Origin of the sequence: Thalassotalea euphylliae (assembly GCF_003390335.1) — a bacterium.
GTDB classification, from domain to species: domain Bacteria; phylum Pseudomonadota; class Gammaproteobacteria; order Enterobacterales; family Alteromonadaceae; genus Thalassotalea_F; species Thalassotalea_F euphylliae_B.
Map to the genome: position 1 here is coordinate 2,207,588 of NZ_QUOU01000001.1, position 23,439 is coordinate 2,231,026.

Annotated in this window: 16 protein-coding genes; 10 read left to right on the top strand and 6 right to left on the bottom strand. The window is 44.6% G+C overall.

The window, feature by feature from the left end:
- Positions 1-52 precede the first annotated feature (52 nt).
- From DXX93_RS09740 to DXX93_RS09765, 6 genes are all read left to right on the top strand, one after another.
- Entirely contained in the window at positions 53-2,593 is a 2,541-nt protein-coding gene (locus DXX93_RS09740; protein WP_116009900.1) for a DNA translocase FtsK, read from the top strand.
- Between the two features lie 25 nt (positions 2,594-2,618).
- Positions 2,619-3,302: an outer membrane lipoprotein chaperone LolA gene (gene lolA / locus DXX93_RS09745; protein ID WP_181902188.1), complete on the top strand. Its 684-nt coding sequence runs from the start codon at positions 2,619-2,621 to the stop codon at positions 3,300-3,302.
- A complete protein-coding gene (locus tag DXX93_RS09750; RefSeq protein WP_116007934.1) occupies positions 3,289-4,683 on the top strand; it encodes a replication-associated recombination protein A in 1,395 nt (464 codons plus the stop codon). Before lolA ends, DXX93_RS09750 begins: the two co-directional genes overlap by 14 nt.
- On the top strand, positions 4,664-5,059 hold the full coding sequence (gene crcB, locus DXX93_RS09755; RefSeq protein WP_116007935.1) for a fluoride efflux transporter CrcB: 396 nt from the start codon (positions 4,664-4,666) through the stop codon (positions 5,057-5,059). The genes DXX93_RS09750 and crcB overlap by 20 nt, the downstream gene beginning before the upstream one ends.
- 11 nt (positions 5,060-5,070) lie before the next feature.
- On the top strand, positions 5,071-6,354 hold the full coding sequence (gene serS, locus DXX93_RS09760; protein WP_116007936.1) for a serine--tRNA ligase: 1,284 nt from the start codon (positions 5,071-5,073) through the stop codon (positions 6,352-6,354).
- A 214-nt stretch (positions 6,355-6,568) separates the two neighbouring features.
- Complete coding sequence (locus tag DXX93_RS09765; protein WP_258872641.1) at positions 6,569-7,015, top strand: TlpA family protein disulfide reductase; 447 nt, start codon at positions 6,569-6,571, stop codon at positions 7,013-7,015.
- Between the two features lie 22 nt (positions 7,016-7,037).
- Here DXX93_RS09765 and DXX93_RS09770 read toward each other — a convergent pair whose 3' ends face one another.
- From DXX93_RS09770 to DXX93_RS09780, 3 genes are all read right to left on the bottom strand, one after another.
- Positions 7,038-8,273, bottom strand: coding sequence for an MFS transporter (locus DXX93_RS09770; protein ID WP_116007937.1), 1,236 nt, complete (start codon positions 8,271-8,273; stop codon positions 7,038-7,040).
- Positions 8,274-8,323: 50 nt separating this feature from the next.
- Positions 8,324-9,460 carry a siderophore-interacting protein gene (locus tag DXX93_RS09775; RefSeq protein WP_116009902.1) on the bottom strand — a complete coding sequence of 379 codons (1,137 nt, stop codon included), beginning with the start codon at positions 9,458-9,460 and terminating at the stop codon, positions 8,324-8,326.
- A 139-nt stretch (positions 9,461-9,599) separates the two neighbouring features.
- Positions 9,600-11,597: a TonB-dependent receptor gene (locus tag DXX93_RS09780; protein ID WP_181902189.1), complete on the bottom strand. Its 1,998-nt coding sequence runs from the start codon at positions 11,595-11,597 to the stop codon at positions 9,600-9,602.
- 187 nt (positions 11,598-11,784) lie between these two features.
- Between DXX93_RS09780 and DXX93_RS09785 the strand changes: the two genes are divergently transcribed.
- A complete protein-coding gene (locus DXX93_RS09785; RefSeq protein WP_116007939.1) occupies positions 11,785-12,678 on the top strand; it encodes a helix-turn-helix domain-containing protein in 894 nt (297 codons plus the stop codon).
- Positions 12,679-12,817: 139 nt separating this feature from the next.
- On the opposite strand, the gene DXX93_RS09790 is transcribed toward DXX93_RS09785, so the two are convergent.
- Positions 12,818-14,638 carry a hypothetical protein gene (locus DXX93_RS09790; RefSeq protein ID WP_147302670.1) on the bottom strand — a complete coding sequence of 607 codons (1,821 nt, stop codon included), beginning with the start codon at positions 14,636-14,638 and terminating at the stop codon, positions 12,818-12,820.
- 280 nt (positions 14,639-14,918) lie between these two features.
- Here DXX93_RS09790 and DXX93_RS09795 point away from each other — a divergent pair, with 280 nt between their 5' ends.
- Positions 14,919-15,398: a low molecular weight protein-tyrosine-phosphatase gene (locus tag DXX93_RS09795; RefSeq protein ID WP_258872642.1), complete on the top strand. Its 480-nt coding sequence runs from the start codon at positions 14,919-14,921 to the stop codon at positions 15,396-15,398.
- 135 nt (positions 15,399-15,533) lie between these two features.
- Here the strand turns inward: DXX93_RS09795 and DXX93_RS09800 are convergent, their stop codons facing one another.
- Positions 15,534-16,589, bottom strand: coding sequence for a 3-deoxy-7-phosphoheptulonate synthase (locus DXX93_RS09800; protein ID WP_116007941.1), 1,056 nt, complete (start codon positions 16,587-16,589; stop codon positions 15,534-15,536).
- A gap of 157 nt (positions 16,590-16,746) precedes the next feature.
- Complete coding sequence (gene ppsR / locus DXX93_RS09805) at positions 16,747-17,556, bottom strand: posphoenolpyruvate synthetase regulatory kinase/phosphorylase PpsR (RefSeq protein ID WP_116007942.1); 810 nt, start codon at positions 17,554-17,556, stop codon at positions 16,747-16,749.
- A gap of 209 nt (positions 17,557-17,765) precedes the next feature.
- Between ppsR and ppsA the strand changes: the two genes are divergently transcribed.
- Both ppsA and ydiJ read left to right on the top strand, forming a co-directional pair.
- Positions 17,766-20,141 carry a phosphoenolpyruvate synthase gene (ppsA, locus tag DXX93_RS09810; protein WP_116009904.1) on the top strand — a complete coding sequence of 792 codons (2,376 nt, stop codon included), beginning with the start codon at positions 17,766-17,768 and terminating at the stop codon, positions 20,139-20,141.
- Positions 20,142-20,329: 188 nt separating this feature from the next.
- Entirely contained in the window at positions 20,330-23,416 is a 3,087-nt protein-coding gene (ydiJ, locus tag DXX93_RS09815; RefSeq protein WP_116009905.1) for a D-2-hydroxyglutarate dehydrogenase YdiJ, read from the top strand.
- The last annotated feature ends 23 nt before the right edge of the window (positions 23,417-23,439 follow it).

Consider the following 23,439-nt stretch of genomic DNA (forward strand, 5'->3'; position numbering starts at 1 on the left):
TGGCGCACAACGATTGCTCGAAGCAGGTTTATTGATCTGCTCAGTGCTTGCGATGTATTTAATGTTAGCGCTGTTTACCTTTGACCCAGCCGATCCTGGTTGGTCGCAAACCGGTTACCAAACACCTGTACGCAATTTAGGCGGCTCTGTTGGCGCTTATTTGTCTGATTTATTGCTCAATCTGTTTGGTGTCATTGCTTATACTTTGCCCTTTGTTATTGCCATTGTCGGTTGGTTATTGTTCCAACGGTTTTATCGGTTAATGCAGTTGGATTATTTAACGCTAGGCTTAAAGCTTGTTGGCTTTTTTATGTTTTATATTGGCGTTACATCGCTGGCCAGCATGAATTTTGACGATATTTTCTACTTTTCCGCCGGCGGTATTTTAGGCGATGTTCTCAGTGGTGCATTTCTTCCTTATTTTTCTTTTGTTGGCTCAACCTTAGTGTTTTTATTGCTAACTTGTACGGGCTTTGTGTTTTTAACTGGTATTTCTTGGTTAGAAGTGATTGATAACATCGGCCGTTATGCTATCGCCGCAGCCTTGTTTATCGCTGGTTTACCCAAGTTAATTGGCGAAAAGTTCAGTAGTGAACCCAAAGAGCAGCCTTTGGTGACTCATAAGCGTTCAACAGAGGACAATGCAGATGTAGACGCGAATGACCCGCTATTTAGTGAAACCCCTAAAGAAGATAAGGCATTTGATGAGACGCCAGAGCCAGTGAAGCACGCCTTTGAGCAATCACAGTTCGATGCTGCTGACGAGTTAGCCATTGCCGAATCAAACCGCCGTGATGATAACCACTTTGATGAACCACCATTTGCCATAGATAACGATAGTTTTGATTCGAACAATGTTGAGCCGCATATTGGTGATATCGGCAACGATCGCGTCGAGCCATTTATCGAGATTGATGAGCTAATCACTGGTCCATTGACGGTGAATGTGCAAGAGAATGTCAGTGAATCTGAGATTGCGGCAGCATTTGAGCCTGTTGAAAAAATCCAAGTCGCAGAGCCACAAACACTGCACGACAAAATAAATGATCAGCTGACTGAGCAGGCGAGGGCAGAGGCGGAAGCCGCGCCAGACTTTGTTTCACTGCCATCACTGGACTTGCTTGATCGCTCTGACAAACAAAAACACCCAATTGACCAAGAGCAACTGACGCAAGTATCACGTTTAGTGGAAGCTAAGTTAAGTGAATTTGGTATCAAAGCAGATGTTGTTGATGTATTTCCTGGCCCTGTGATCACCCGCTTTGAGCTTGACTTAGCGCCAGGTGTTAAAGTCAGCAAAATCACCAATCTCTCTAAAGATATTGCCCGCTCACTATCGGCAAAAAGTGTGCGCGTGGTTGAAGTGATTGAAGGTAAGTCGGTGATTGGTATCGAATTGCCAAACAAACATCGCGAAACCGTTTACTTCTCTGATGTGCTCTCTTGTGACACGTTTGAACAATCAAGCTCAAACCTTGCGATGGCTATTGGTAGTGATATTTCCGGTGAACCGGTTGTGGCCGACCTTGCCAAAATGCCGCACTTGTTGGTCGCTGGTACAACGGGCTCGGGTAAGTCGGTAGCGGTTAATACCATGATTGTCAGTATCTTGTATAAGTCTTCACCTGAAGATGTGCGCATGATCATGATTGACCCGAAACAAGTAGAACTTTCAGTGTACGATGGTATTCCGCACTTGTTGTCGGAAGTGGTAACCGATATGAAAGAGGCGGCTAATGCGCTGCGCTGGTGTGTTGGCGAAATGGAACGCCGTTATCAGCTGATGTCTAAACTCGGCGTACGTAATCTTAAAGGCTATAACGATAAAGTGGCTAAAGCTATTGCCGAAGGTGAGCCTTTAATTGATCCGTTATGGCAACCAACAGATGCCTTTAGTAACACACCACCAACATTAGAAAAATTACCTTCGATTGTTATCGTCGTCGATGAATTTGCCGACATGATGATGATTGTCGGTAAAAAAGTAGAAGAGTTGATCGCACGTATTGCGCAAAAAGCGCGTGCTGCGGGTATTCACTTAATTTTGGCCACGCAGCGTCCATCAGCCGACGTTATTACTGGTCTGATCAAAGCAAATATTCCAACCCGTATGGCGCTGCGCGTACAATCGCGTATTGAATCGCGCATTATTCTTGATCAGCAAGGAGCTGAGCAATTATTGGGGATGGGGGACATGTTCTACCTACCGCCAGGTGAAGCTGTGCCAGTGCGTGTTCATGGGGCTTTTGTTAACGACGACGAAGTGCATGCCGTGGTAAGTGATTGGAAATCTCGCGGTGAACCAAATTACTTAGATGAAATCAAATCAGGTGATACTGAGCAAGAAATCTTGCTACCGGGTGAGCAAGCAGAAGCCATGGAAGAGGCAGAGCTAGACCCACTTTACGACGAAGCACTGGCATTTGTCAGTGAAACGCGACGAGTGTCTATTTCCAGTGTGCAACGTAAGTTCCGTATTGGCTATAACCGTGCGGCGCGCATTGTCGAAGATATGGAAATGCAAGGTGCTGTGTCATCGCCCGGTCATAATGGTGCACGGGAAGTATTGGCGCCACCTCCGGTAAAAGATTAGTTATCCGCTAAAAAGAGAAATTAATTTGAAGATATCATCCAAAGTAGTCCTGTTATCATTATTGACGAGTCTGTTAACCAGTAACGCAAGTGCCGCAGACGCTCATGCGTCAAATGTCGCTATTGAGCAAGCGCAAAGGAAAGAAAGCGTCAGCGACGACCAAGCGCAAATCACATTATTGGCAAAGCTTGCTAAATTAGAGAATTTGGCCGCGAGCTTTACGCAACATATTTATGATGTAGATAACAACTTACTGCAAAGTGGCGAAGGGCAGTTTACGCTAGCTGCGCCCAACTATGTAAACTGGCAGACGACATCACCAGAAGCGTCGACTATGGTTTCAGACGGTGAAACCTTGTGGTTGTTTGACCCGTTTATAGAGCAAGTAACGGCTTATTCACTCGCTAACAGCATCAACAACACGCCAATTCTCTTACTCACCAGTAACGATGAATCGCTTTGGCAGCAGTATGAGGTTAACCAACTAACGAATCACCAGTTTAAAGTAACCGCGAAAAGCGAAGATGCACAAGTTAAAGCGCTATTACTTGGCTTTAACAGCGATGTGTTATCAAGCTTTACGATTGTTGATGCAACAGGTCAGCACAGTGAATTTGTGTTAGCAAACACAGTTGTTAACCAAGAGATCGCCAGTGAAGTGTTCTCGTTTACCATTCCTGAGGGCGTATTGTTAGATGACCAGCGGTAAAGGTCTATCTGGTGTTAATCAAGGTTTAAATCGAGGCTTAGAGCTAGATTTAGGTTTTGAACAGCCCACCGAGTTTATGCCGCTCGCGGCGCGACTTCGCCCCAAAACCTTAGATGACTACGTAGGGCAACAGCATATTTTAGGAAAAGGCATGCCGCTGCGCCAAGCGATTGAGCAGCACCATAGCCATTCGGTTATTTTTTGGGGGCCACCCGGCACCGGAAAAACGACCCTTGCCGAGATTATGGCGAACCATGCCAATGCTGAAATTGAGCGTATTTCGGCGGTAACTGACGGCATTAAAGAGATTCGCAAAGCGATTGAGGCGGCAAAAGAAAGGTTAATCCATCGTCAGCAACGCACTGTGCTGTTTGTTGACGAGGTGCATCGTTTCAACAAAAGTCAGCAAGATGCGTTTTTACCGCATATTGAAGATGGCACCATAGTGTTTATCGGTGCGACGACGGAAAATCCCGCTTTTGAACTCAATCGTGCTTTATTGTCGCGAGCGAGAGTTTATGTGCTTAATAAACTCACCGCAGAAGATCTTACTCAGGTTTACCACAACGCGCTTGAACACCTTAACCAAGAGCGATTACAGCATAATCACGCGCCCATTGCGTTCGAACCTGATGCCGTTAGCAGTTTGTTGTCGGTCGCCAGTGGTGATGCTCGCCGATTACTGAATTTAATTGAGAATAGCCTTACTCACTCATTTGATGGCTCGGCGATTACAGAGCAACAAGTATTAGAGGTTGCTGGTAGCAAAATTGCGCTATACGACAAAGGCGGCGATGCCTTTTACGATTTAATTAGTGCGTTTCACAAATCGGTACGTGGCTCAGATCCTGACGCTGCGCTTTACTGGTACGCCAGAATATTAACCGCTGGTGGCGACCCTTTATATGTCGCTAGGCGTTTGTTGGCTATAGCCAGTGAAGATGTAGGTAATGCAGATCCCAGAGCACTAACGATTGCCATTAATGCGTGGGATACCTTCCAACGTGTTGGCCCAGCCGAAGGTGAGAGAGCCATCGCACAAGCGGCGGTTTATCTGGCGCTTGCCCCGAAAAGCAACGCGGTATATACCGCCTTTAAACAAGCTATGGCGATGGCGAATCAAACCAGTGATTTGGATGTTCCCATTCATTTGAAAAACGCCACCAGCAATATTACCAAAGGGTTAGGGCACGGTCAGGAATACCGTTATGCTCACGATGAGCCAAATGCCTTTGCCGCGGGCGAGTGCTATTTCCCGCCTGAAATTAGCCACACACGATTTTATCAACCAAGCGAGCGTGGCTTGGAAAAGCAACTCAAAGCAAAACGCGAATATTTGGATCAATTGAACAGGGAAAGTGATGAGCAGCGCTTTAAATAGTCTCAGTGTTTATTTATTAGTGGCGCTAGGCGGTGCCTGTGGTGCTAGTTTGCGTTTTTTTATTTCGCAATTCGTACTAAATTGGCTCGGAAAGGGATTCCCTTTTGCGACATTGATCGTTAATATTTCTGGCTCGTTTATTATGGGCTTGTTATACGGGCTTATTGAACAAGGAGTGATGCAAGTTGCCATTACCCGAACGCTAATAGGTATTGGTTTTCTCGGCGCATTTACTACCTTTTCAACGTTTTCATTAGATACTGTGCTGCTTATTCAGCACGGTGAGTATATTAAAGCGGTTACCAATATACTGCTTAATGTTGTGCTTTGTGTGGGTGCAGCAGCACTTGGTATATTTTTAGTAACCCATCGGTAAAGTGACTAACAATGCTTGACGCAAAACTTTTAAGAACTGAATTAGAACAAACAGCAGCAGCGCTCGCGAAACGCGGTTTTACACTTGATGTAGAAAAATTAACAGCGCTTGAAGAACAACGTAAAGCGATTCAGGTGAAAACCCAAGAATTGCAAAGTGAGCGCAATACGCGTTCAAAGTCGATTGGTCAGGCAAAAGCGCGTGGCGAAGATATTCAACCGCTACTTGCACAAGTCAGTCAGTTAGGTGATGACCTTGAAGCGGCTAAAAACGAAGAAAAAGACGTGTTAAAAGCGATTAACGACATAGCTTCAGCAGTACCAAACTTAACACATGAATCTGTACCAGCAGGTGATAGCGAAGATGACAACGTTGAGGTTCGCAAATGGGGTGAACCCAAAACTTATGATTTTGAAGTTAAAGATCATGTAGATATCGCGACAGCGCTTGATAAAGGTTTAGATTTTGAAAGCGGCGCTAAACTCACTGGTACACGTTTTGTCGTCATGCGCGGTCAAATAGCTAAGTTAAATCGTGCACTTGCACAGTTTATGCTAGATGTTCACACTGAAGAGCATGGCTATCAGGAAATGTACGTGCCTTACTTAGTCAACCATGATTCTTTATATGGTACCGGCCAGTTACCTAAGTTCAGTGAAGACTTGTTTCATACGGAGTTGTCATCAAAGACTTTCTCACTTATTCCTACGGCAGAAGTGCCACTAACGAATTTAGTGCGTGATGAAATTGTTGATGAGAAAGACTTACCGATCAAAATGGCTGCACATACGCCATGTTTTAGAAGTGAGGTTGGTTCATCAGGGCGCGATATTCGCGGTTTGATTCGCCAACATCAATTCGACAAAGTTGAAATGGTGCAACTTGTTAAACCAGAAACTTCATTTGATGCGTTAGAAGAACTAACAGCTCACGCAGAAAATATTTTGAAGAAGTTAGAACTTCCGTTTAGAACGGTTGTGCTATGTACGGGTGATATTGGTTTTAGTGCGACTAAGACATTTGATATTGAAGTATGGTTGCCTGCGCAAAATACGTATCGTGAAATTTCTTCGTGTTCAAATATGGGCGACTTCCAAGCGCGCAGAATGCAAGCACGTTTCCGCAACAGCGAAACGAACAAACCAGAATTGCTTCACACGCTTAATGGCTCTGGTTTAGCTGTAGGTCGTACTTTAGTAGCGATTTTAGAGAACTACCAGCAAGCTGATGGTTCAATTGAAATACCAAAAGTTCTACAACCTTATATGAAAGGTGCTACCCACATTGGCAAATAGCCTCTTGGAGTAATTAGAAGCTAAGCAAGTTAACATAAGTTAATGATAATGTTAGCAGTATGTAAGAAATCCGGCAGTAGCCGGATTTTTTGATTTTAGCGTTGATAAAATATATTTTCCTGCAATGGTTTTAAGTCTTCTCGGGTCTTGATGAAAAAGTTATTCGGAATTTTGTATTTTGCTAAAGAACCTTCTCATTCAAGCTGTCGTTTTTGTGTTAATTTTTCAATTTGTTTCTTGGGTACGTGAAACGAATATGCTCGCCAGTGATACGCAAGTATCGCAAGATATCGTACTCACGTCTTTAGATGGCGACGAAGTGGCCATCAAAGCAAATGAGAAGCCGCTGGTGCTGTATTTTTTTGCGCCTTGGTGCCAAATTTGCCACATGAGTATAGGCAACTTGCAATCAATCTATGAAAAGAATAGCGACATCGATGTTATTGCCGTAGCACTCGATTTTACCGAACAAGATGAAGTCTTGCGCTTTACTAAGCAACATCAATTAACGTTCCCCGTTGTGTACGGCAACGAGCGTATCAAACAAGAACTTATGGTAAGCGGCTACCCAAGCTATTACGTATTAAACGAAGATAACAATGTTGAGAGTAAATCAATGGGCTACTCAACTGAGTTAGGTATTTATTTACGCGCTTTGTGATCGGCCACTGGAACACCGCGCCCTAATATGTGTCATGAGCACGAGCGTCTGACTGAGTCCGTTGATTTTTGTATAGTACCAGATAAACCACCAGTGACATTAATGCGGTGGTCAAAACCCCGAACACAATCACCTTGTAGTAACCCAGATATTTGGCGAGTGCCATCGTCAGTGCTGAATAAATAAACCCCATCAAGGAGACAAAGCTAAATTGCAAAGTGAAAAAAGTCGCTTTGCGCACAGTGTCTGCTGCTTTATCCATAGCAATCGTTGCGAGCGTTACCAAAATCGCAGGAAAGCTAATAAAATAAGCACTTATCGCCAAATAGACGCTGAGTTTTTCAGTGTCACCAAGGGTGAGTGGCAACATTAGGCATAAGCCAGCGGCTTGGGACAGACTCAGGGTAATTAAGGTCTTTACTCTGCCAAGGCGAGCGATTAGCAGTGTTGCCAGTAAGGCTGAGAGAAAACCAACTGCCGATCCGTATACTTTAGTGGCAAAACCAATATCTACGAGTGTCCAATGAGAGTCCACTAATAGTGGATTAAGGATGGCAAAACCGCTGGTAAAGCCGAGCGGAAAAATTGCAAGCACAGCAAACCAACGCTGTTGCTGTTTGACAAATCCCCATAAATCTCGCCATAACGGACTTGCTTGTTCATTGGCCTGTTGCTGATGTGGTAAGTGCGGTTCTACATACCGCAGTACTTGCAGTAAGGCAATACTAGTTAAGCCTGCGAGCAATAGCAAAGATCCTTGCCAACCCAGCCAAGGATAGAGCATTAAAATAATGCCACCGCCAATGATATTGCCGAGTAAATTACCAGAAATTTGGACACTATTGGCAAACTTATGCGACTGGCTATCAAAGAGCTTACAAGCCAAGCCATCTATCGACACATCCTGAATATCAATACACAGTACGTAAGCGATCAGAATGATGAAGATTGCGCTAAAGGCTTGGTTGATGTCGAGCAAGCTGGCCAGCAACAACAAACAGGTCATGCCCGCTTGAGCGGCCAGTAACCAGCTGCGATACTGGCCGTGAAAAAACAAGCGATAATTGTCGATTAGTGGCGCGTATAGCACTTTACCTGCCAATGGAATTGCCGCTAGATTCAGGAGCGCAAGTTTGTCGAGGGCGACACCTTGTTGCCGCAATATCGCGACGGCTGCCGACATAATAAAAGCGATGCCAATATACTGCGTGATATAAACACTGGCCAACATGAGCCAAGGAAGAGGTTTGATGTTCATAGGAGCTCTACGGATTATTAATATGTACGGCCAGAGGGTGATAATTATTCTTATTTGCTCGATTTTGACAAGTGCCAATAGCCTTTTGTGTGATTATTACGGCCAGTAATACCGCGCTCATTACGCAAATAGTGCCGTACTGATTTAGCCGCGCTAGATTCGAGTGCGCCCCAGACAACATCAATATTGGTAAGCTGTTGAACTAGGCCAATAACTCGCTGGCCTTGCTCTGTTGGCGGACAGACAAGGCGGTGATATTTGCTGCACGCTCTCAGTTGCTCATCACTAAAATAAGGTTGTTCTGCTTGGTCAGTACTGATCACTATAACTTGTGGCGGTATCGGATTTTGCCAGCATTCCAGTATACCTGCCAAGGCTGGGTAAGCGGTTTCATCCGCAATCAGCAATGCATGACCGCAATTTAGGTGACGGTGCTGATCTTCAGTTTCTGAGCGACTGACAATAATGTTACCAACGGTCAGCTCTTTAACCCACTGACTACCGGGGCTATTATCGTGAGTAAAGATGTCAATATAACCGTATTCGCGGACGGGGTTTTCAGGGGGCAAGGACCAAACTTTGCGCAGGGTATAAAGTCGAATATTGTGATTGATGCGGCTTAGTAATTGTTGCCGCTTGGAGCTTGATAAACGCTTGACCAGCCAGATAAAAAATTGGTCGAATAGCTGCTTCAAGCGAGGTTTTTGACGCACTGACAGCGCAGCTTTTTTTGGCACTTTATTTAGGGTTTTAAGCACAAACGCACAGGCGTAGCCGGGATAATGTTCAGGCAGAGGAGTGCTGCTTTTAACCGTTAGACGAACCATATTGGTGGTGATGTTTTGTTTGTTTGTCACTTCAAAAAAGCGCTTGCCAGTGCCGCTAAAGTCACGCCCTTGTTGCACTACGGCTGCATAGGCTAGGTACAGAATCTTTTCTTCGAGATCGCCGTCAATATCAAAGGCGACAAAAATCGTTTCTGTTGATTCCCTGCAATGGTTATCTTCAATGTAGACAATTATTTCAATGCCTTCGTGAACCACATTACTTAACCTTGCTGACGCGATCCGTTGATCAGGGTGTTGGTGCTGGGCGATGGCTAAAAGTTGTTCGCTGTGATCTTGATTGACGTGGTCAATAATATCGAGTTTGTGGTCGAGATCCTTGAGTTGGGTATAACGGGTCATAGTATTATTAGCAATAATTAAAGGACAAAAGCCAGCACAATAAAGCATTATCAAGCATGATAGCAGCTTGTATCGGCCAGCTTGTTTTTGGTGAAGGTTAGTCGGTACTAAGGCTTAAAAATGGAACTCAATCCCCGCGCTAAGACTGCGCGCTCTTAGCAGAGTCTGCTCGTGCTGCGGACGGTGTGATAATGGATACCTCGTCGTCGGCGTCAAAAATATTGTCGGCTTTGACAAACACGCGACTGTGGTTGAACTGATAGCTGACTTGCATGTTGGCGACGGTATAGGGGCCAACTTTGCCTCTTGGGGTATTGGTCGCATCTGAATAATAGGCGTCTGTGTACCTGATATTGGCGCTGACGCTGAGTTTGTCAATCGGCTCGATAATCATGCCAATATCGGCAGAAAATGCTGGTGCACGGGCGAGATCTTTACCTTCAACCGTGGGGTCGCTGTAGCGATCCACTTCCGTTTCTATCAGCCCAAAATTCGCAAAGATCTGACTTTGCTTTGACAAGTAATAAGTTGCGCTGGTTTCCAAGCCATAGCTGCTGGCTCGTTCGGCATTGCGGATTACTGTCGCGTCGGCACCGAGCGAAAAGGGCAACTGCATATCTTTGTATCTGTTGTAAAAAACATTTGCGGTAAGACTCAAGCGGTTAGCCAGTAAATCGGCGCGGGCAAACCCTTCAAGGTTAGTGACAAACTCAGGCTGGTACGTGTAAGTCACAAACGGGGGGCTAAAGGTGATCCCTGCGCCACCACCATTGTATCCCTTACCAGCCGTCACCCCCACCGTCCAGTTGTCGTCAACGTGCCACGCGATTGTAGCTTTGGGTAAGAACTCGTGGTAGGTGTCGCTAAAGTCAATACGCAGTGGACCCGCTCCGCCTTTGCGATAGCGTTCCTCACGCTCATAACGACCACCTAAGCTCAGGTTTACTTGCTCGTTAATTTGCCAATTTAACTCGCCATAAAGCGCGCGATTTTCTGTTTCATCGTCGAAAGTACCACCGCCAAACAAGTCGATATACTCGTCTTGTTCGCTGTCAAAAATATAAGCAGCGATAAAACCAGACCACTGCTCGTCGTCCGATTGCAGTCGAACAAAAGGCTGGAACACGGTTTCTTTACCGTCAATGGTCAAGTTGCCTAGCCCCTGCAATGCGCGCCGTGTGGTGGTAAAGTCGGTGCGTGAAATATCCAGCTCAAGTGTGACAAGATCTGAGACTAACCAGCTAGTATCCCAAATGACAATATTGTTTTTTGAGCGAAAGGTGGGTTGCGTAGCAAATTGTGCCTGCTGTTGTTGAAAAGGTCGCACCACGCGCTCTGATTGAGGCGCTTTGCCATCGCTAAAGCCGATGGTTAACAAGGACTCGATATCATCATTGGGGGTAAACAGGAATTTCTCGTTTACAGTTTCATTTTTGTACTCTGAGGGGTTTGACTCTTCGGGGTAAGGGGTAAAATCAACAATGCTGTCTCGGCGTTGATAATCGCCTGCCAATCGAAAGGCTAGCACATTGTCAATCAATGGCCCTGATAGTGCCAGAGAGCCAACTTTGTAGTCGTGTTGGCCGAACATCAATCGCGCCTTACCTTGCCAGTCAAAGCTTGGGATTTCAGTATGGATAACAATTGCACCAGCAATGGAATTGCGGCCTTGTAAGGTACTTTGTGGCCCGCGATAGACTTCGACCTGGCTGACATCCCATAAACTGGCACTTTGAAACAGTGCTTCGTTAAAGCCTAAGGTACGGCCATCAATTTGGTAGTTAAGCCGTGGTCGGGTTCCCGCAAAAAAGGCATTGGCACCAGACGCTGGCCCTGTACCATCAACACCGCGAATGGCAGGAGCGTCGTTGCCGGGTTCAACGGTGACAATATTGGGGATTTTGTCGAGCACTGTGCTTGAGTCGAATAAACCAAATTGGTCAAGGTCGCTATTGGTTAGAACTGAAATACTTGACGCGGTTTGTCGCAGTGATTGGCGTTTCTTTTCGCCAGTTACTATGATGCGTTCCAGTACTTTGAGGGTTTCGTTTTCGCTTGTCGGCGCAGCATTAGCACTGCCAATGGGCAAAGTGATGAGTGGTGCGATTGAGCTGATCGCTAGAAGTGTTTTGTTCACTGATATTACCTTTGTACTACTTATTTTGGTTTGCGCATAGTTCAATTGCCACGGTTTTACTGGTTGGTATTTTGCACTCTACATATGGTGTTGCGGTGTTACATGTTATTAATTGAAAATAATTCTCATTTATTTTAATCTACTCGGCATATGCTACCACTCCAAAAACGTCATTAATTACTCCAATATGTCAGGCAATAACAAAAATAACTGGTCAATAAGTCGCGACAATCTCTATCGGCAAGTACCGACATTAGGTGCTGAGGCGAAAGTACTGACTTCAACCGCCTCTGGCTCTGTGGTGGTTGCCCATACTCGCTATCCGGCTTTTAGTGGTGAGGGGCGAGCATTTCCCTATGCAGTCATTGCATTGTGTACCGGCGGTGGCGGCCGTGCTCGCAGAGAAGGGCCGGGCGTTTTTTTAGATGATTTTTGGCAGCCTGGTAAATTGGGGGTTTCGATGCCAACGCCAGCCGTTGCTGGCTTTACACCTGAGCTGGAAACCTTGACTATCGCCTTTAACCCCAGTGACATTCCTTTTTGTCACAGCGAGCCGTTTTCACTTGATGGCTTTGAGCTATTGAGTAATGACTTGTTTGAAGACGAGCTAATTTCGGCGGTGATGGTAGCAATTTTACGTGATGCAGAAGCTCATGGTGCTGGCTCGGCATTTTTTGAGCATGGCTTATCACTTATCCTCAATCGCTTAAAAAAACGAATATCGGCGCAGTCACGACAAGACGATAAGCAAGGACGAAATCAACAGCTCAACGACGCATTAGCGGAGATAGAGCAGCGCTTAGATCAAGATTTAACGGTAACCGACTTAGCCAATGTAGTGAATTTGAGCCCGCGTCGCTTTACCCGGTTGTTTAAGCAGCGCACGGGTTACACACCTTTTATGTATTTGACCAAGCAGCGGATGGCACGCGCACAGTTATTGCTGCGTAAAGGTTGTTCTGTAACTGACACCGCGATGGCGGTTGGTTATGCTAATCCTGCTAAGTTTTCAGCAGCGTTTCGGCGTTGGTTGGGACAAAACCCGTCGAGTTGGCAGAAACACACCCGGACTAACGCGTAGCGACTACCACTTTAATGAATTGGTTATGTCGGGCGCTGAAAAGTAGTTTAATTTATTGAAATAGGTCATCGTTAGATCAGGCCTGAGCTAGTAAAACTCAAGCGTCCTTTGGTCGGCCTGATACATTAGATCGTTATTGTTAACTTTTATATTTTTCCAACTCAGCTTCAAGCTCTTTAACGCGATGGTTGGCTTTCTCTGCGCTGTTGGTCAGTCGCTCAAACGTGTTGGTTTGATTGTATTCCATTAATTTAATTTTTTCTCTAAGTATCACGCGCTCTTCTTTCGCTTCCTTGCTGTTGGCTTGCTCTTGCTCAAGCTGGTTTTCTAATGCGTGTACTTTAAGCTGCGCTTGCTCAGACTTAGTGGTAAGCCTTGCCACTGTGGCAATGTTATTGCTTTTAACAAATTCAATTTGACTGGCAAGCTTAGCGTTTTCTTGTTTGAGCTGTTCAACTTGCGCTTCAGCCCCTCCAATACGTGCTTTTGCTTGAGCGAAAGATTGCTGTTGCTGAGTAAATGAAGTCTTGTCTGCTTGATAAGCTTGTGTGCTCGTTTCAAGCTCCTGTGTTAATTGATTAATCTTAGTAGCGGCTGCTGATACCGACGTTTTTAACTGCTCGATAACATCATCTTTTGCATCGATTTGCTCATTGAGCGATAACGTATGATTCGTATGCTGGTTTATCTCTTGTGTCAGCAGTTGGCTTTGTTGTTCAGCTTTTTCTAATTGAATTTTTAATTCATCTATAGCGTGTTGACGTTCGGCTAATTCTTGATTGAGCTCTTGGATAACATCATCCGATCCTTTCGTCGCCTCGCAAAGTAAATACGCTTGACGATCATGAGTGTCAGCTAATGCTTGTTGGTGTTCGCTCTTTAAAGCGGTTATTGTTTTTGCATGCTGTTGATTGATTTCATCAATTTGCTGTTGTTGCTCATTAGTGATTGATTCTAACGTTGCAATCTTTGCTTGATATTGCTCTGCTATGGCACTTTGTTCGTGAGTCAATGCTTGTTCGTGTGCAAGGTTAAGTGAATTGATAGTGTCATTGTAATCAACCTCAGTGGTTGATAAACGTTTTTCTAAATCAGCTATGGTATGACTTAACGAGTCTGTTGCTCGCGATAATGCCTGTTGATGCTTTTCGATTAAGGTACTTTTTTCTTGCGCTGCGTTTTCTTTATACTGGGCTAACCTTGCTAGTGCTTCATTACGCGACTGGCTTATTTGCTGCTCATTTGCTTTGTAGTGCTCTGTTAATTGCTGCTCATTTGCTTTGTAGTTCTCTGTTAATTGTTGCTCTAATGCAGACAGCTCAGATTGTTTAGCATGTTGCGACTGTGTTCTAAACTGCTCAAATTCATCTGTTACGTCATTGAGCTTTTGGCGAAGCTGATGTTCACTCGCATGGTGTTGCGTTAAGTTGGCTAGGTGTTCATCGCGCTCATTGCTAAGGCTCGCCACGGCTTGCTGATGATCGCTTTTTAGCTGCTCGATGAGCTCAGCATGCTCGCCTTGTTTTTGTGCCAATAGTGTTTGGTGTTCATTGGCTAACTGCTCAAAACCCTCAGTTTGCGCTTTTTTTAATGTTGCGATGCTTTCAGTCAACTGGGCATTGTTTTGCCGCGCTTCCACTAACAGCTGTTCGGTATCATCCAACTGTTTTGCCAAGTACTGTTCTACCTGAGCGGCATGTGTAATTTGTTGCTGGAGCTCACTCACCGCGCGTTCAACAGATTTTTGCATATCAGCATTTATTTGCTGCAGTATGTGATCATTGAGGGTAGGTAATTGGGCTTTTTGGTGTTGATGTTCGTCGCGCCACTGATTGAAGAGCCCAAGCAATTGCTGCTGAGGAGCATCAAACTGATCAAATAGGGCTTCGATCACATTCCCTTGTTTGGTTTTCGTGACTTCATCACAAAAGCGCTTTATGTCTTCATATGCTACCGACACTTTATATTCCATCATTGAGGTTTTATTGTTTTCAGCGACACTCAATACATCATGCGTTTAGGCTAAACACATAATTTTGATTGAGTTTTGAACAATATAACAAACAAACGAAACATTTGGTGCATTTTATCATCTACTTATTTTTCAAATAGACGAAGTCGCGCACTTTAGTTAACCTAGTTATCAATCATCATTCGTTTACAGTGTTTTTCACGGTTGAAAAAGATTTTGCTTTCGTGGATAACTAAGAGTGGACAAGGTTTTTTAATGGATTAATCCTATGAATTTATTTTTGCCATCAATTGACTCGATACTTTTTGTTTGCATGGGCAACATTTGTCGTTCGCCAACGGCTGAAGCTGTTTTTCGTGAAAAGTCACGTCAAGCCGGACTGAGCATCACTATAGATTCAGCAGGCACTATAGGTGCTCACAGTCGAGAAAAACCCGATCACCGCTCTCAAAAAGCGGGTATTGAGCGGGGCTATTCTTTTGAAGGTATTCGCTCGCGCAAAGTGAATGGCAAAGATTTTGAAAAATTTGATTTGATACTGGCAATGGATGAGCAAAATCTGCGGGATTTATTAAGCGTCTCACCCCAAGAGTTTCATTACAAAATAAAGCTTTTTCTGGAGTTTGCTAATAACTTTGAAGAGCGCGAAGTGCCTGATCCATACTACGGCGGCGCTGGTGGCTTTAAGTTTGTCGTAGATTTAATCGAAGATGCGAGCGATGGCTTAATCTCGAAGATTAAAAATTAAATCACTAGCGTGAGTGACTAAAGCGAATAAAAAAACCGAGTCGTTAACTTAATGCTGATAACTCGGTTTTTTACTGTAATTTTGATTCGCGATTAAAACAGGCGACTTACGTTAGCTATTAACTTATGTTAGCGATTAACTTGCGCGGCGTTTAGCGACCGCGTCTGCTAATACCGCGAGCACTTCCTCACTCGTGGTAAAGTTAACACACGCATCCGTAATACTTTGACCGTATGTTTCGGCTTTGCCGTCTACCACGTCTTGGCGCCCTTCAATTAGGAAACTCTCCACCATGACACCAAATATCGAGGTTGAGCCACCTGCAATTTGTGTGGCGATATCTTGTGCTACCATTGGCTGTTTGTTGTGATCTTTGCTGCTATTGCCATGACTGCAATCAACCATTAACGGTTTGTTAATGCCTGATTTAAACAAGGCATCTTGTGCAGCTTCAACGTGGTTAGCTTGATAATTTGGCGTTTTGCCGCCACGTAAAATAACGTGTGCATGTGGGTTACCATGTGTTTGGTAGATACACATTTGGCCTTTTTTATCTGGCGAATACAGCACATGCGGTACACTTGATGCTTTGATTGCATCAACAGCAATTTTAACATTGCCATCGGTACCATTTTTAAAGCCAACAGGGCACGATAGCGCAGAAGCAAGCTCGCGATGCACTTGGCTTTCTGTCGTACGTGCACCAATTGCACCCCAAGTAATTAAATCTGAGATATATTGGCCGGTGACCATATCTAAAAATTCAGTACCTGCGGGCAAGCCTAGCGCATTAATGTCGACAAGTAAGTTGCGCGCCAAATTTAAACCTTTGGCAACTTTAAATGATTTGTCTAAATCAGGATCGCTGATCAATCCTTTCCAACCAACGGTTGTGCGCGGTTTTTCGAAGTACACACGCATCACAATCATTAATTCATTTTGGTATTTGTCGTGCAGAACTTTGAGCTTTTTAGCGTAATCTAGCGCCGCGTCAGGATCGTGTATTGAGCAAGGGCCAATGACGACCACCAAGCGGTCATCTTCTTTATTGATAATGCGCTCAAGTTTGGCGCGGCTATCAAGGATAAATTCAGCAGTCGCTTGGGATAGTGGAATTTGCTCAGCGAGTTCGGCAGGCGAGGCCAAATGCTCGATGAGCGTGGTTCTAATTTCGTCGGTTTTAATAGTCATTAAGGTTAACTTTTTCGCGCTGCTAAGGCATGTCACTTTAGTGCCTTAGTCAGCATAGGATAATTGCGCCTAACATAGCGAAAAAGCTCCCTAAAGTGAATTGATTTTATGGTTTCACCTGTTATTTATTGCGTGCTTTGACCCGCTCAGACACGCGCTAATACTTGTGGCGACGAAGTCCTGTTTCGGCGAGTATTTTCGCGGTGATTTCTTCGACCGAAAACTTGGTGGAATTCACAAATGGGATTTTTTCCTTTTTGTAAAGTTTTTCTACTTCTCTTAGCTCCATTCGACATTGACGCGCTGATGAATATTTACTGTTGGCTCTACGGTTATCACGTATATCCATTAAACGCTCAGCATCTATGGTTAAACCGAAGATCTTTTTCTTATGACTTTTGAGGAAATCGGGCAGTCTCAGTTCGTCCATATCATCGTCAGTAAATGGGTAATTAGCTGCTTTGATGCCATATTGCAGCGCTAAGTACAGAGACGTTGGCGTTTTACCAGAGCGCGAGACACCCACTAAAATAATATCTGCTTCGCCGTAATTGGTAACATTCGAGCCATCATCGTTAGCGAGCGCATAGTTCACGGCGTCAATACGGTAATCATAACTGTTTTCGTGAATACTGTGCGTGCGATGTGCTTTAGGTTTCGCCTTAGCGTTTAGTACATTCTCAAGCGGTGACACAAAGTGCTCTAAAAAGTTGTAAATTACCCCATCACAGCTATCAATGATGCTGCGAACTTGAGGATTCACGAAAGTGTGAAACACCAGAGGTTTCTCACCTGATTGCTTGGCTACGGCATTAATTTTGGCTTTGGCTTGTTCTGCCTTTTCAGGGGTTTCGACAAAAGAGATGGTTTGATGGTCAAATTCCATCGGAAAAAGGGAAAGTAGGGCATGTCCAAAAACTTCTGAAGTGATTGCTGTACCGTCAGAAATATAGAAAGCTGTGCGCATTATGATCTCACTTTTGAAAACTTTCAAAATATAGTTTGGTATTTAGGGACACCAGTGTAGAATGGCCGCCCATCAAATATCAATTCGATTCTTGTATATTCTTTTTTGTTTTGATTGAAGTCTATACTCAAGTAGCTTTTGCCTATTGCTAGCGATAGAGTTACTTGACTATATACTTTAACAAAATGACTGATCTTGGAGATATTGTCGTGCAAGAAAACGTACTTTGGTATGAGCAACTGGGTATGAATGATGTGGACCGCGTTGGCGGTAAGAACGCATCATTAGGGGAAATGATCTCAAACTTAGCGAACGTTGGCGTACAAGTGCCTGGCGGTTTTGCTACTACCGCTTTCGCTTTCAATGAATTTCTTGAGCAGAGCGGCCTCAACGACAAAATTTATCAACTACTCGACACTTTAGATGTCAGCGATGTAAACGCTTTAGCAGATTGCGGCGCTACCATTCGTCAATGGATTATTGACACGCCTTTCTTACCGCAAATGCAACAAGATATCGAACAAGCCTATGCAAAGCTTGCTGGTGAGTTTACTGAAGACGCTTCATTCGCCGTGCGCTCTTCAGCAACGGCAGAAGATATGCCGGATGCTTCTTTTGCTGGTCAGCAAGAAACCTTCTTAAACGTCAAAGGCTTAGATGCTGTGATGGTGGCGATTAAGCATGTATTTGCGTCCTTGTTCAACGATCGCGCAATTTCTTACCGCGTCCACCAAGGTTATGACCATCGCGGTGTTGCCTTATCAGCGGGTATTCAGCGCATGGTGCGCAGTGACATTGCCGCCAGTGGCGTAATGTTCTCAATTGATACTGAATCTGGTTTTGAAGATGTCGTATTTATTACCTCAAGCTATGGCTTAGGTGAAATGGTTGTGCAAGGCGCAGTTAACCCGGATGAGTTCTATGTGCACAAGCCAACGCTTGCTAATGGTAAACCAGCTGTAGTACGCCGCACGATTGGCAGCAAAGCGATTAAAATGGTTTACGCAGACAGCCAAGAACACGGCAAGCAAGTTGAAATTGTTGATATGGAAGAGTCGCTTTCAAATCAATTCTCAATTACTGATGATGAAGTGATGGAGTTGGCCAAACAAGCGGTGATTATTGAAAAACACTACGGCCGTCCAATGGATATTGAATGGGCGAAAGACGGTTTAGACGGTAAACTGTACATTGTCCAAGCGCGTCCTGAAACGGTACGTAGTCGTGAAAGCGCCAACGTAATGGAACAATTTCAATTACAAGAAACCGCGGCGGTTATTTGTGAAGGTCGTGCCATTGGTCACAAAATTGGCTCAGGTACCGCAAAAGTTTTATCGTCACTGGAAGAAATGGATAAAATTCAGCCGGGCGATGTCTTGGTTACCGACATGACAGATCCTGATTGGGAGCCTATCATGAAACGCGCCTCTGCTATTGTCACAAATCGCGGTGGCCGTACGTGTCACGCTGCGATCATTGCCCGTGAAATGGGTATTCCAGCGGTTGTGGGTTGTGGCGATGCAACCAGCAAAATTAACGCGGGCGATGAAATTACGGTTTCATGTGCAGAAGGCGATACTGGCTTTATTTACGATGGCAAGCTTGAATTCTCTGTAACCACGTCACAAGTTGACGAGATGCCTGAGTTACCCTTAAAAATCATGATGAATGTGGGTAACCCAGATCGCGCGTTCTCATTTGCACGTTTACCTCATGCGGGTATTGGTTTAGCGCGTTTAGAATTTATCATTAACAAAATGATTGGCGTGCACCCTAAGGCGTTGATTAACTACGACGCGCAATCAGCCGACTTAAAAGCTGAAATTGACGATATTATCGCTGGTTATGAAAACCCAGTTGAGTTCTACATTGCCAAGCTAACGGAAGGCATTTCAACACTCGCGGCGGCGTATGCTCCGGAGCGCGTCATCGTGCGTATGTCTGATTTCAAATCAAACGAGTATGCGAACCTTGTTGGTGGTGAGGAATTCGAGCCAGAAGAAGAAAACCCTATGATTGGTTATCGCGGTGCGTCTCGCTATATTTCTGAGGACTTCCGCGACTGTTTTGCACTTGAATGTGAAGCGGTAAAACGCGTTCGCAATGAAATGGGCTTAACCAATGTCGAAATTATGATCCCATTCGTGCGCACGCTTGAAGAAGCTTCGGCGGTTATCGATATTCTTGCCGAACATGGGCTTGAGCGCGGTAAAGACGATCTTAAAATCATTATGATGTGTGAATTACCGTCAAATGCGCTGTTGGCAGATCAGTTCCTAGACTACTTTGATGGTTTCTCGATTGGTTCAAACGACTTAACGCAATTAACCTTGGGCTTAGATCGCGACTCTGGTTTGATCGCGCACTTATTCGATGAGCGTAACCCAGCGGTTAAAGCGCTATTGGCGATGGCGATTAAAGCCTGTAAAGCGCGCGGCAAATATGTAGGTATTTGTGGTCAAGGGCCGAGCGATCACGCCGATTTTGCTGCTTGGTTGGTTGAGCAAGGTATTGATAGCGTCTCGTTAAACCCTGATACCGTATTACCAACTTGGTTGTACCTAGCCGAGCAATACAATAGCTAGCGTCAAACCAATATGTAAAATGAATACACTGATGCATGATTTAGATCAGTTTTGGTGATACATCGTTTATTAAATAAAAGCCTAAGCAAGTGTAAAAATTGCTTAGGCTTTTTTGTTTTATCACTCCCATTCAATCAGCGCCATGCTATACTGAATTTCCGTATTTTTCTGTTGTTATTTCTGAACGTATGCTTCCTCGGTTAGACCCTGTTGAATTAATCAAACCCATCTATCAAGATTTTATTAACGCACTTTCGCAAACTGCCTATAAAGGCGAAATCAATAGCCAGTACAGTGCGCGTTTAGCGGTAGCTACCGACAACAGTGTTTACCAACAATTACCGCAGTTAGTGCTTTGTCCGCGCACTAAACAAGATATTCAATTAATTACTGAGCTTGCCAGCCAAGCGAGATTTAACGACATTAAATTTAGCGCACGTGGTGGCGGTACAGGTACGAACGGCCAAAGCTTAACGCCGGGTGTGGTGCTCGACTTATCAAAGTTTATGAGTCGCATTTTAGATATCAATGTGGAAGAAAATTGGGTGAGGGTGGAAGCAGGTGTCGTTAAAGATCAGTTAAATGACTATTTGCGCCCTTATGGCTTCTTTTTCTCTCCTGATTTATCTACCTCAAATCGCGCGACAATCGGTGGCATGATCAACACTGATGCCTCAGGGCAAGGCTCTCTGGTTTATGGCAAAACCTCAGATCACGTACTGGGGTTATCGTCTGTACTGGCCGATGGCTCAATCATAGACACTCAGCCAATGCCCATTGAGCAAGCAGAAAAACTAGCAACAGAAAATAGCAGCTTAGGGAAAATTACCAAACAACTGTTAGAAAGTTGTCGTGGTAATCGCAATTTAATTTTAGACAAATTCCCGCGCTTAAATCGCTTCTTGACCGGATACGATTTAGAGCACGTGTTTAATGATGACCTTACGGTATTTGACCCAACGCGTGTCATCACCGGTTCTGAAGGTTCATTGGCGGTGGTTTGCGAAGCAAAACTCAATCTTACACCGATATCTAAAGCCAAGGCGTTGGTTAACGTTAAATACGACAGTTTTGATTCGGCACTTCGCCACTCGCCAGATTTAGTCAAAGCACAAGCAACATCAGTAGAAACCATTGACAGTAAAGTACTCAACTTAGCTAAAGAAGACATTATTTGGCACACGGTGAGTGATTTAATTACAGATGTACCAGATAAGGTGATGGATGGCCTTAACATGGTTGAGTATAACGATGAGTCAATTGAGGCACTCGAAAACCGCATTGAAGTGCTAGAAGCAATATTGCAGCAAGATATGGCGGCAGATAAGGGCATTATTGGTTATCAAATTACCTATGATTTAGCGAGTATTGGCCGCTTGTACGCGATGCGTAAAAAAGCAGTAGGTTTGCTGGGTAACACGCAAGGTAGCCAAAAGCCATTGGCATTTGCCGAAGACACGGCGGTACCCCCTGAAAATCTCGCTGATTTTATTGCTGAATTTCGTGACTTATTAGACAGCCACGGGTTGAATTACGGCATGTTTGGCCATGTTGATGCCGGGGTGTTACACGTGCGCCCAGCGCTTGATATGTGCGACCCTGAGCAAGAAAAACTGCTACGTGTGATTTCCGATCAAGTGGTTCAGTTAACTGCAAAATACGGTGGTTTGATGTGGGGTGAGCACGGTAAAGGCTATCGCAGTGAATATGGGCCAGAGTTTTTCGGTGAGACGCTGTTTCAAGAGCTTAGAAAGGTAAAAACTGCGTTTGATCCATTCAATAAAATGAACCCAGGCAAAATTTGTACGCCAATTGATTCAACAGAGTCACTCGTATCAGTTGATGATACTAAACGCGGCTATTTTGATCGCCAAATATCAACGCCCCTAAAAACGTCGTTCGATTCTGTGATGGGGTGTAATGGCAACGGCTTGTGTTTTAACTACGATACTGCAAGCCCGATGTGTCCGTCGTCAAAAGTGACACGCGATAGACGACATTCACCGAAAGGTCGTGCCGGCTTGATGCGAGAGTGGCTGCGTTTGATGGAAAATAAAGGTGTCGATCTACTGAAAGTCGAAGAAGACCTTCACGGTTGGTCTGTTAAGCGCTTAGTCGATAAAGTGCGCAATCGCGTTGTTAGCGGTTGGTCTGATAAAAACAATCACGATTTCTCGCATGAGGTGATGGATGCGATGCAGGGCTGCTTAGCGTGTAAAGCCTGTGCTAGTCAGTGTCCGATTAAAGTTGATGTACCTGACTTTAGAGCCCGCTTTATTAATTTGTATCACAGCCGTTACTTTAGACCACTGAAAGATCACTTAGTGGCTAATGTCGAAACGTTAACACCTCTCATGGCGAAAATGCCCAAGTTAACCAATGCCGTACTTAGCTCTGGTTTGTATCACTCATTTTCGAAAACGGCCATTGGCTATGTTGATACACCGCTATTAAGCTACCCAACGCTAAAGCAGCGATTAGCGAACCGCGATTTTACCCAGTTTGATTTAGCTAAATTAATGCTCCGCACCGACGAAGAAAAGGCGAAAACCTTGTTAGTCGTGCAAGACCCGTTTACAACGTTTTACGATGCCAAATCTGTCGAAGCACTACTAGTGTTGGCGAAAAAGCTGGGCTATGACCCTATCTTGCTACCTTTTAAACCAAACGGTAAAGCACAGCACGTTAAAGGCTTTTTAGCGCGATTTGCGAAAACGGCTAAATCAACGGCAGCATTTTTGAATGAACTGCATGCGCTCAACATTCCTATGGTAGGGATGGATGCCTCGTTAGCACTTTGTTATCGAGACGAATATAAGCAAATATTGGGTGAGCAGCGCGGTGACTTTAACGTGCTGCTAGCGCATGAATGGTTAACGAAAGTACTCGCTGAGTCACCATACACAGGTAGTGACAAAAACAGCCGAGCGCAAGAAAACCTCTCAAGCACTGTGTATAAGTTATTTGCCCATTGTACCGAAAAAACGGCATTACCAAAGTCAGAGCAGCAGTGGTTAACAATATTTGAGCATTTTGGTTTATCACTGGATAAGGTTGCCGTTGGTTGCTGCGGCATGGCGGGTACATATGGTCATGAGGCAACTAACCTGGATAACTCAAAGACCTTATTTGAAATGAGTTGGCAAGGCAAGTTAAACGAACTTAGCGACGAGCAAGTGCTTGTCACGGGCTTTTCGTGTCGTAGTCAGGCGAAGCGCTTTGCTAAGGTTAAAGCTCGACACCCTGTGGAAGCGTTAGCTCAGTTGCTACCCTAACGTTTCTGAAAGCGCATAAAGGC

Excerpts from the sequence above, each read along its gene's own strand:
- ppsR (WP_116007942.1), bottom strand. The coding sequence starts at position 17,556 with ATGCGCACAGCTTTCTATATTTCTGACGGTACAGCAATCACTTCAGAA.
- serS (WP_116007936.1), top strand. The coding sequence starts at position 5,071 with ATGCTTGACGCAAAACTTTTAAGAACTGAATTAGAACAAACAGCAGCA.
- ydiJ (WP_116009905.1), top strand. The coding sequence starts at position 20,330 with ATGCTTCCTCGGTTAGACCCTGTTGAATTAATCAAACCCATCTATCAA.
- DXX93_RS09770 (WP_116007937.1), bottom strand. The coding sequence starts at position 8,273 with ATGAACATCAAACCTCTTCCTTGGCTCATGTTGGCCAGTGTTTATATC.
- DXX93_RS09785 (WP_116007939.1), top strand. The coding sequence starts at position 11,785 with ATGTCAGGCAATAACAAAAATAACTGGTCAATAAGTCGCGACAATCTC.
- DXX93_RS09795 (WP_258872642.1), top strand. The coding sequence starts at position 14,919 with ATGAATTTATTTTTGCCATCAATTGACTCGATACTTTTTGTTTGCATG.
- crcB (WP_116007935.1), top strand. The coding sequence starts at position 4,664 with ATGAGCAGCGCTTTAAATAGTCTCAGTGTTTATTTATTAGTGGCGCTA.
- DXX93_RS09740 (WP_116009900.1), top strand. The coding sequence starts at position 53 with ATGTATTTAATGTTAGCGCTGTTTACCTTTGACCCAGCCGATCCTGGT.
- DXX93_RS09750 (WP_116007934.1), top strand. The coding sequence starts at position 3,289 with ATGACCAGCGGTAAAGGTCTATCTGGTGTTAATCAAGGTTTAAATCGA.
- DXX93_RS09775 (WP_116009902.1), bottom strand. The coding sequence starts at position 9,460 with ATGACCCGTTATACCCAACTCAAGGATCTCGACCACAAACTCGATATT.
- DXX93_RS09800 (WP_116007941.1), bottom strand. The coding sequence starts at position 16,589 with ATGACTATTAAAACCGACGAAATTAGAACCACGCTCATCGAGCATTTG.